At 70.6% G+C, this 8956-nt stretch carries 7 protein-coding genes; 4 read left to right on the top strand and 3 right to left on the bottom strand.

Going from position 1 to position 8956, the window contains the following annotated elements; all coding sequences use genetic code 11:
• The first annotated feature begins 265 nt into the window (after positions 1–265).
• Positions 266–1564 carry a DUF6986 family protein gene (locus ACIBUY_RS37060; protein WP_399154984.1) on the top strand — a complete coding sequence of 433 codons (1299 nt, stop codon included), beginning with the start codon at positions 266–268 and terminating at the stop codon, positions 1562–1564.
• Positions 1565–1634: 70 nt separating this feature from the next.
• Here the strand turns inward: ACIBUY_RS37060 and ACIBUY_RS37055 are convergent, their stop codons facing one another.
• A complete protein-coding gene (locus ACIBUY_RS37055; RefSeq protein ID WP_365578235.1) occupies positions 1635–1877 on the bottom strand; it encodes an e9imm peptide in 243 nt (80 codons plus the stop codon).
• 3 nt (positions 1878–1880) lie between these two features.
• On the bottom strand, positions 1881–2918 hold the full coding sequence (locus ACIBUY_RS37050) for a LacI family DNA-binding transcriptional regulator (RefSeq protein ID WP_365578233.1): 1038 nt from the start codon (positions 2916–2918) through the stop codon (positions 1881–1883).
• Positions 2919–3133: 215 nt separating this feature from the next.
• On the opposite strand from ACIBUY_RS37050, the gene ACIBUY_RS37045 reads away from it, so the two are divergent.
• Positions 3134–4096 carry an ROK family protein gene (locus ACIBUY_RS37045; RefSeq protein ID WP_365578231.1) on the top strand — a complete coding sequence of 321 codons (963 nt, stop codon included), beginning with the start codon at positions 3134–3136 and terminating at the stop codon, positions 4094–4096.
• 249 nt (positions 4097–4345) lie between these two features.
• Positions 4346–5257: a class I SAM-dependent methyltransferase gene (locus tag ACIBUY_RS37040; RefSeq protein WP_399154983.1), complete on the top strand. Its 912-nt coding sequence runs from the start codon at positions 4346–4348 to the stop codon at positions 5255–5257.
• A gap of 64 nt (positions 5258–5321) precedes the next feature.
• Here ACIBUY_RS37040 and ACIBUY_RS37035 read toward each other — a convergent pair whose 3' ends face one another.
• Positions 5322–7388: an NPCBM/NEW2 domain-containing protein gene (locus tag ACIBUY_RS37035; protein ID WP_399154982.1), complete on the bottom strand. Its 2067-nt coding sequence runs from the start codon at positions 7386–7388 to the stop codon at positions 5322–5324.
• 299 nt (positions 7389–7687) lie between these two features.
• Here ACIBUY_RS37035 and ACIBUY_RS37030 point away from each other — a divergent pair, with 299 nt between their 5' ends.
• Positions 7688–8956: an ABC transporter substrate-binding protein gene (locus ACIBUY_RS37030; protein ID WP_365578225.1), complete on the top strand. Its 1269-nt coding sequence runs from the start codon at positions 7688–7690 to the stop codon at positions 8954–8956.

The raw sequence follows: 8956 nt of genomic DNA, 5'->3' as shown, positions 1-8956 counted from the left end.
CCCCGATCTTCGACCTGGTCGACTACGGCGTCGTCGGCGACCTCTTCGACGTCGTGCCCCAGCTCACCGACGAGATCAACACCCGCAAGGGCTGAGACCCCTCCGCTGTCGACGGGGCCGCACGGTGTTCATCACCGCGCGGCCCCGTCCGCGTACCGGGACCATGCAAGGGGACCATTGACGCAGGTCACCCGGCCCGTTAACTTCGCTATACGGATTGTTGATTCCGTGAAGCGGAAACAGTGAGCGTATGGAGGGTGCAGGAATGGGTCAGCAGGAGAAGGTGTCGACGAGCCTCGCGGGCGCGGTCAGCGAGGGCATCAGCGCCTCACTCGCCCCGGTCGACGCGGAGCTCGAACGCCGCTACCCGGGCGACCCCGGCACCCGCCAGCCCGTCCACACCGTCTACGTGCCGGGCGACGCGTTCAACGAGGGCACCATCCGCTCCTGGGGCGACCAGGCCCTCGCGCAGCTCGACGAACACGCCCCGGACGCCGCCTCGTTCGCCGCGGTGCTCGGCCTGGCCGACGAGCTCGCCGAGCCCGTCTACAACCGCGTACGGGCGAAGCTGGAGCGCGAGCCCGTCGAGGACCTGCGCGTCGACTTCGAGGACGGCTACCGGCCCGCGTCGTCCGCCGACGAGGACGAGACGGCCGCCCGCGCCGCGCGCCTGATCGCCGAGGCGTACGCGAACGGAACGGCCGCCCCGCACATGGGCATTCGCACCAAGTGCATGGAGGCCCCGGTCCGCGACCGCGGCATCCGCACCCTCGACATCTTCCTGACCGGCCTCATGGAGCACGGCGGGCTGCCCGACGGACTCGTCCTGACGCTGCCGAAGGTGACGTACCCGGAGCAGGTCACGGCCATGGTGCGGCTCCTGGAGGCGTTCGAGAAGCAGCACGGGCTCGACGCCGGGCGGCTCGGGTTCGAGATCCAGATCGAGACCAGCCAGTCCATCCTCGCCGCCGACGGCACCGCCGCCGTGGCCCGCATGATCGACGCCGCCGAGGGGCGCGCCACCGGCCTGCACTACGGCACCTTCGACTACAGCGCCTGCCTCGGCGTCTCCGCCGCGTACCAGGCCAGCGACCACCCGGCCGCCGACTACGCGAAGGCCGTCATGCAGGTCGCCGCCGCCGGTACGGGAGTTCGCGTCTCCGACGGCTCCACGAACGTCCTGCCCGTCGGGTCCACGGCCAAGGTGCACGACGCCTGGCGCCTGCACTACGGCCTCACGCGCCGCGCCCTGGCCCGCGCCTACTACCAGGGCTGGGACATGCACCCGGGCCACATCCCGACGCGCTACGCCGCCGTCTTCGCCTTCTACCGCGAGGGGTTCGAGGCCGCCGCGGCCCGCCTCGCCGCCTACGCCAAGCAGACCGCCGGTGACATCGCCGACGAGCCCGCCACCGCCAAGGCCCTCGCCGGGTACCTGCTGCGCGGCCTGGACTGCGGGGCGCTCGACGTCGCCGAGGTGGCCCGCCTGACCGGCCTCACGCTGGCCGGCCTCGAGGGCTACGCGGGTCCGCGCCGCGGCGACCTGACCACGACCGGCGAATAGCCCCCCACACGTCACTGCCCCTCTCCGAGGACGGTCGGAGAGGGGCAGTGGTGCGTCCGTGGTCAAGCGGTCAGAGGGCGAACGGCCGGTGGGCCAGGGCCCGCGCGACCACTTCCTCGGGTGTCAGTTCGCCCTCCGGTGGCCAGAAGACCAGGTCGCTGACGTATCCGGTCGGGCAGCCGAGGGACCGGTCGAGCCGGCGGAGCCAGGCGTCGATCTCCTCCTCCGTGCCGTCGGCCGACAGCACACGCCGCACCAGCGCGACCGCCTGCGCGTGACTCAGCGGCGCGTCGTCCGGGTCGGCCGTGGGCAACGCTCAGTCCGCGGGCGGCAGTTCGCCCGAGCCGCGGCGGATCAGCCGCGTCGGCAGCTCGATCCGCTCCGGCAGCAGGGTCGCCCCGTCGAGCTGGCGGAAGAGCCGCTCGGCCGCGGTGCGCCCCAACTGCGCCGCGTCCTGCGCGACCACGGTCACGCCCGGCTGCAGCAGATCACCGAGCTCGATGTCGTCGAAGCCCACCAGGGCGACGCTGCGGTCGAGTTCGGCCAGGACGCGGACCACGGTCACCGTCACGCGGTTGTTGCCCGCGAAGACGGCCGTGACCGGCTCCGGGCCCTTCAGCATCTCCTCGGCCGCGCGCCGCACCCGCTCGGGGTCGGTGACGCCCAGCGACATCCACCGCTCCTCGACCGCTATCCCGGCGTCCTCCATCGCCGCCCGGTAGCCGCGCAGCCGCTCGGCCGCCGTGTGGATCCGGGGCTGGTCGCCGATGAAGCCGATGCGCCGGTGGCCGCCCGCGATGAGGTGCGCGACGCCGTCACGGGCGCCGCCGAAGCTGTCGGACAGGACGACGTCCGCGTCGATCTTCCCGGCCGGGCGGTCCACGAACACCGTCGCGACCCCGGCCGCGATCTCCGGCTCCAGATAGCGGTGGTCGTCCCCGGCGGGAATCACGACCAGGCCGTCCACGCGGCGCGCGCACAGGGCGAGCACCAACTCCTGCTCGCGGTCCGGGTCCTCGGCGCTCGACCCGTTGATCAGCAGCGCGCCGTGGGCCCGCGCGACCTCCTCCACGGCCCGGCTGAGCGGCCCGTAGAACGGGTCGGCCAGATCCTCCAGGACGAGCCCGATGCTGGCCGTACGCCCCTTGCGGAGCACCCGTGCGCTGTCGTTGCGCCTGAAGCCCAGGGCGGCGATCGCCTCCTGGACGCGGCGCTCGGTGTCAGGCGTGACGCCCGGCTCGCCGTTGACGACCCGGGAGACCGTCTTCAGGCCCACCCCGGCGCGCGCCGCGACGTCCTTCATCGTCGGGCGGTTGCCGTAGCGGTTCTCGGTGCGGCGGGCGGTGCGGTCCACTATGCGCTGTCCTGTCCTGTCGTCGCTGCCGGGAAGCCGGTCACCGGGGGAGGTGACGGGCCCGTTCGTCAGGGTTCATCATCCTGTACGGGCATGTGGCGTCGAGCATAGGGCCTGGACAACGTTGTCAGGTGCGGGGGAGACTGTCCACCACTTCGACCACTTCTTAGAGTTTCCTTCTCCGACCTGCCTTTTCTCCAGGGGATCTGACACTGATGCACATGGACCTCGTCGCCGCGCTCGACATCGGCGGCACCAAGATCGCCGGCGCCCTCGTGGACGACCAGGGCCGCATTCTCGCGCGGGCCCAGCGGCCGACCCCCGCGCAGGAGGACGGCGAGACGGTGATGGGCGCGGTGCGGGCGGTGCTCGCCGAGCTGACGGCGCACGAACTGTGGTCGCGGGCCCGGGCCGTGGGGATCGGCAGCGCGGGTCCGGTGGACCGCTCGGCGGGCACGGTCAGCCCGGTCAACGTGCCGGGCTGGCGCGACTACCCCCTGGTCGCCCAGGTGCGGGACGCCGTCGGCGGCCTGCCGGTCGAACTCGTCGGCGACGGCGTGGCGATGACCGCGGCCGAACACTGGCAGGGCGCGGCCCGCGGCCACGACAACGCGCTGTGCATGGTCGTCTCCACCGGCGTCGGCGGCGGTCTGATCCTCGGCGGACAGCTCCACCCCGGCCCCACGGGCAACGCGGGCCACATCGGACACATCAGCGTCGACCTCGACGGCGACCCCTGCCCCTGCGGTGCGCGCGGCTGCGTCGAGCGCATCGCCAGCGGTCCGAACATCGCCCGCCGCGCGCTCGCCGAGGGCTGGCTCCCCGCATCGGACGGGGACACCTCGGCCGCCGCCGTGGCCCGCGCCGCGCAGGCCGGTGACAAGGTGGCCGTCGCCTCCTTCGAGCGGGCGGCCCAGGCCCTCGCGGCCGGCATCGCGGCGACGGCGACGCTCGTCGAGATCGACATCGCGGTGATCGGCGGGGGAGTGGCGAAGTCCGGCGACGTCCTGTTCGCCCCGTTGCGCCGCGCGCTGCGCGACTACGCGACGCTCTCGTTCGTGCAGCGCCTCACCGTGGCACCGGCGTCGACGGGCACGGACGCGGGCCTCGTGGGTGCGGCGGCCGCCGCGCTGCGGTCCGCCGCCACCCTGAACGGGGTGCACCGCCAGGCCGTGTGACGGCCCGTCGCCGAACCGTCCGTGTGACGGTCCGTCAAAAAGGCTCGAGAGCCTGCCCGTTCACCTGGTATTCGGCCCCCCGGCGGCCGTCGTTCCCCGGGGGGAACGGGTTCCTCCGCCGTGCTTGAACTGTGGACAGTCCTGCCCCTACTGTCCCAGGCACGGCGCTCCCCACTTCGCGCTCGTCACCCCGCCCCCATGCATGTGTACGCAGTCATGCCGTCCTTTCCATGTGAGGGTCACCGACCTATGCGAGCGCTACTCACCTCCAAGGCAGCCCGGCGCGCCCTGCGCCCCGTCGCCGATCTCATCGACCAGCGCATCGAGCGCGCGGTCCGCCGGACCCTGGGCGGTCAGGGAGCCGGCCTGCACGACCGGGTGGCAGCTCTCGGCGACCGGCAGCGACCCCTGGAACTGCTCCTCGACTCCACCGGCCGCGGCACCTCGCGCCTGCCGGCCCAGGTCCATCTCACCCGCCTCGTCGACGAGTTGGAGCGGGTGACCGGGGACCGCGACGGGGCCGAGCGCAACGTCGCCCAGGCCTTCCGGCTGCTGATGGCCCTGGAGGCGCTCGGCGTCGGGCGCATCGCGGGCGGCACCATGAACATCTGCGGCAAGCTCTCCGCGGTGCCGCTGCTCGACCCGCCGAACGACGAGATCCTCGAGATCGGCACCCTGTACGGGATGTTCGGCGCGGCCCTGATCCGGATGATGGAGCGCGCGGGACGCGACCCGCACCTCACCATCGTCGACCCCCTGGCGGGGCGGCAGCTGCAGCCGGGCACCTCCGCGGGCGACGACCCGACGGGCACCCCGGTGCGGGACGCGGCGGTGCGCACCAACCTGGCGCTCGCGGGCGTGGCCGGTGCCGCGACGCGGATCCAGCAGGGCTACTCCGAGGACCCGGAGGTCCGCGCCCTGCTCGCCGACCGGGCGTACGGCGTGATCATCGTCGACGGGGACCACTCGGCGGCCGGGGTCGCTGCGGACCTGGAGTGGGCCGAGCAGATCGTGGCGCCCGGCGGCATCGTCGTCCTGGACGACTTCGGACACCCCAAGTGGCCCGGGATCAAGGATGCGTTCGAGAAGCACATGACCGGGGACACGCGGTTCACGTTCCTCGGGCAGGCGGCGAACTCGGGTTATCTCAGGGCGAGTTGACAGTCGGATCGTGCGTGAGGGGCGGACGGGGGGTGCCCGCCCGCCCCTCACGCATGTGGCCGGTTCAGCAGGTCAGCTGGGCGTCGGCCCAGTCCGCGTGGTCGGAGTCGACCCCGTCACCGCCGTCCGTGACGACGAGCCGGACGATCTGGGCGCCCGTCACATCGGCCGAAACCGCCTTCGCCGCATCGGAGTTGGTCAGGGTGCCGGTCGAGGCGACCAGGCGGTCGTCGGCCCACACCTCGAACGCCACCGTGCCCTTGGTCCCCTTCTCGTCGTCGACGCCGACCTGTGCCGTGACGCGTTCGCACGAGCGGGCCGCGTAATAGTCGACGGAGCTCGGCGCGTGCACCCCGAGCCCCTTGGCGTACACGACTGCGCCGATGGTGATCGGGTGTCCGTCGCCCGCGGCGTCCTCGCCGTTGCTCGTGTTGCGTTCAACGGGCCCGTATCCATTGGCCGTTGACAGCCACGGCAGATCGCCGAGGGACGACGTGCCGCTCGGTGGCGCCGTCGCGACGGACGCCGTCACCGGGACCGTACTGGTCACCTTCGTGCCCTGCGGCGAGCGGTACGTGGCGCGCAGCGCGAGATCGTAACTGCCGGTCGCCGTGCCCGCGGGGGCGCTCACCGTCCACGTGGTGTGCAGCGACGTGCCGCCCGGCACGACGGATGCGCGGGTCGGCCCCGTCGGCTGCACGATCCAGCCCTTGCCCTCCGGTCCGCTCAGGGACACGGAGACGTCGAGCGCCGCGTTGCGGCCCAGGTTCGTGAACGTACCCGGAACCTTCGTGGAGACGCCCGGCTCGACGAACGCGCCGCCGTCCAGGCCCACTTCGGCCGCCGGGGGATACGCCGCCCACTTCGGATCGGCGGCCACCCGCAGCAGCAACGTGCCGTGCGCGGGGACGGTCGCCGCGAGCGTGCCCGCGGTGTTGTAGTTCTTGTGCTGCCACAGGTCGCGCGCGACGTACGCGTCGGCGGACGGCAGACCGACCGCCTTCGCCGTGGTCGCGATGCGCTGCGCCGAGCCCGACTCGTTGAACAGGGCGACGGCGCGGCTGCCGTCCTTCATCTCCTTCGACACGACCCAGCGGCCGCCCGCGGAGGAGACGACGGAGCCCTGCTTGCCCAGCGGGTCCTGGTCGACGGCGATCACGTCACGGTTGGACAGGATGTCGTACGTCTCCTGCGAGGCCTTGCGCAGATCGGTGCCGATGAGCAGCGGCGACGCCATGACCGACCACATGGAGAAGTGGGTGCGGTACTCGGCGTCCGTCATGCCGCCGTTGCCGACCTCCAGCATGTCCGGGTCGTTCCAGTGGCCAGGACCCGCGTACGGCGCGAGCGGCAGGTTCTTCTTCATCAGCGAGAGCATCGAGCCCCAACTGTCACTGATGTCACCGGTGGTGCGCCACAGCTGTCCGATGCCCGCGGCCCACTCCCACGGCTTGTTCTGGCCCCATTCGCAGATGCTGTAGACGATGGGCCGTCCGGTGGCGCGCAGCGCGTCGCGCATCGTCGTGTAGCGCTGGACGGCGTCGACGCCCTGGTTGTTGCAGTTGTCGTACTTGAGGTAGTCGACGCCCCAGTCGGCGAACTGCTGCGCGTCGCTGTACTCGTGGCCGAGTCCGCCCGGGAACCCGGCGCTGTCGCAGGTCTTGGTCCCGGCGCTCGTGTAGATGCCGAGCTTGAGCCCCTTGGAGTGGACGTAGTCCGCAACTCCCTTGATGCCGTTGGGGAATCGGACCGGGTCGGGGACCAACTTGCCGTTCGCGTCCCGCGTCGGCAGAGCCCAGCAGTCGTCCAGGTTCACGTACTGGTACCCGGCGTCCTTGAGGCCCTTCGCGACGAACAGGTCGGCGATGCCCTTCACCATCGACTCGTTGAAATCTGCGCGGCAGTGTGTGGAGTTCCAGTTGTTGAAGCCCATGGGCGGCGTGAGGGCGAGCCCGTCGTCGAGCGCGGGCGAGGCCGCAGACGTGGGACGGGTGGACGCGACGGCCGCGGTGGGCGCGGCGGCGGATGCGGGTACCGCCGCGAGCCCGCCGAGGCCGAGCACGGTCACGGCCAGCGCTCCGACGATTCTTCGCCGGACGCCACCGGTGCTGCGGGTGGGAAGACGACGCATGGATACGTTCCTCCGTACTCCCGGAAAGGTTGGATCATTACATGTACGTGTCACTGGCGCGCGTTTACGGTAGAGCGTGTTGGAGTCTGTTGGAAGGGGTGGAGGAAGAAGCGGTAACGGTTGTTCGATATTTCGTCAGAACCCTTGACGGCCCTGGGAGTTGAGAGTGAGATCCAAGCCTCGCGTTCGGTTGTGTTGAGTTGCATCCCGAGGAGGGGGACATGACGCAGTCCGTGTTCACAGGGTCCAGTGGTTCCGCCGTGCCAGACCGACCGACAGGACAGCCGGCAGGACATCCGATGTCCCGTCGGAACGTGTTGCGAGGTGCGGCGCTCGGTGCCGGCGCCGTCTCCCTGCCCCTGCTGCTCTCCGCGTGCGGTGACGGACCCGGCGGCAAGAGCAATCAGGTCACGCTCGGTTCCAACGCCTCGGACGAGGTGCCGAAGAAGGCGTTCGCCGCGGCCTTCAAGGCGTACGAGAAGGAATCCGGCAAGACCGTCAAGGTCAACACCACGGAACACAACGAGTTCCAACAGAACATCTCGCGTTACCTTCAGGCGACGCCGGACGACGTGTTCATGTGGTTCGCCGGGTACCGCATGCAGTACTTCGCGGAGAAGGGCCTGCTGACCGACATCAGCGACGTCTGGAAGGGCTTCTCCGGCTTCTCCGACGCGCTCAAGGAGCAGTCGACGCACGCGGGCAAGCAGTACTTCGTGCCGTACTACTACTACCCGTGGGCCGTTTTCCACCGCAAAAGCCTGTTCCAGAAGCAGGGGTACCAACAGGCCAAGACCTGGGACGAGTTCATCGCCCTCGCCAAGCAGATGAACAAGGACGGCATCCCGGTCGCGTTCTGCGACAAGGACGGCTGGCCCGCCATGGGCACCTTCGACTACATCAACATGCGCATGAACGGATACGACTTCCACAAGTCCCTGATGGCGGGCGAGGAAGCCTGGACCGACACCAAGGTCAAGAAGGTCTTCGACCTGTGGCGCGAACTCATGCCGTACTACCAAAAGGGCGCCCTCGGCCGGACCTGGGAGGAGGCCGGACAGGGCCTGCAGCAGCGCAAGACCGGCATGGCCGTCTTCGGCATGCCGCACCCGGGCACCCAGTTCCCCGAGAACGAGCGCGACGACATCGACTTCTTCGCCTTCCCCGAGATCGATCCGGCCCACGGCCAGGACGCGGTCGAGGCGCCGATCGACGGCTACCTCGTCCCGAAGAAGGTCCGCCATCTCGACGCCGCCAAGGGCCTGTTGAAGTGGCTCGGCACCGCCAAGGCCGAGGACGTCTACCTCGCGGGCGACCCGAACAACGTGGCCGTCAACGACTCCGCCGACACCGCCAAGTACACGCCCCTGCAGAAGAAGTCCGCCGAGCTCGTCTCCGGCGCCAAGCAGATATCGCAGTTCCTCGACCGCGACACCCGGCCCGACTTCGCGCAGACCGTGATGATCCAGGCGCTGCAGGCCTTCATCAAGGAGCCGAAGGACGTCGACGGGCTCTGCAACAGCATCGAGCGGCAGAAGAAGGAGATCTTCGCGACGGCGGTGAAGTGA

Source organism: Streptomyces sp. NPDC050085, from assembly GCF_044460595.1.
Taxonomy (GTDB): Bacteria; Actinomycetota; Actinomycetes; order Streptomycetales; family Streptomycetaceae; genus Streptomyces.
This window is presented reverse-complemented; position numbering and strand designations above follow the sequence as displayed.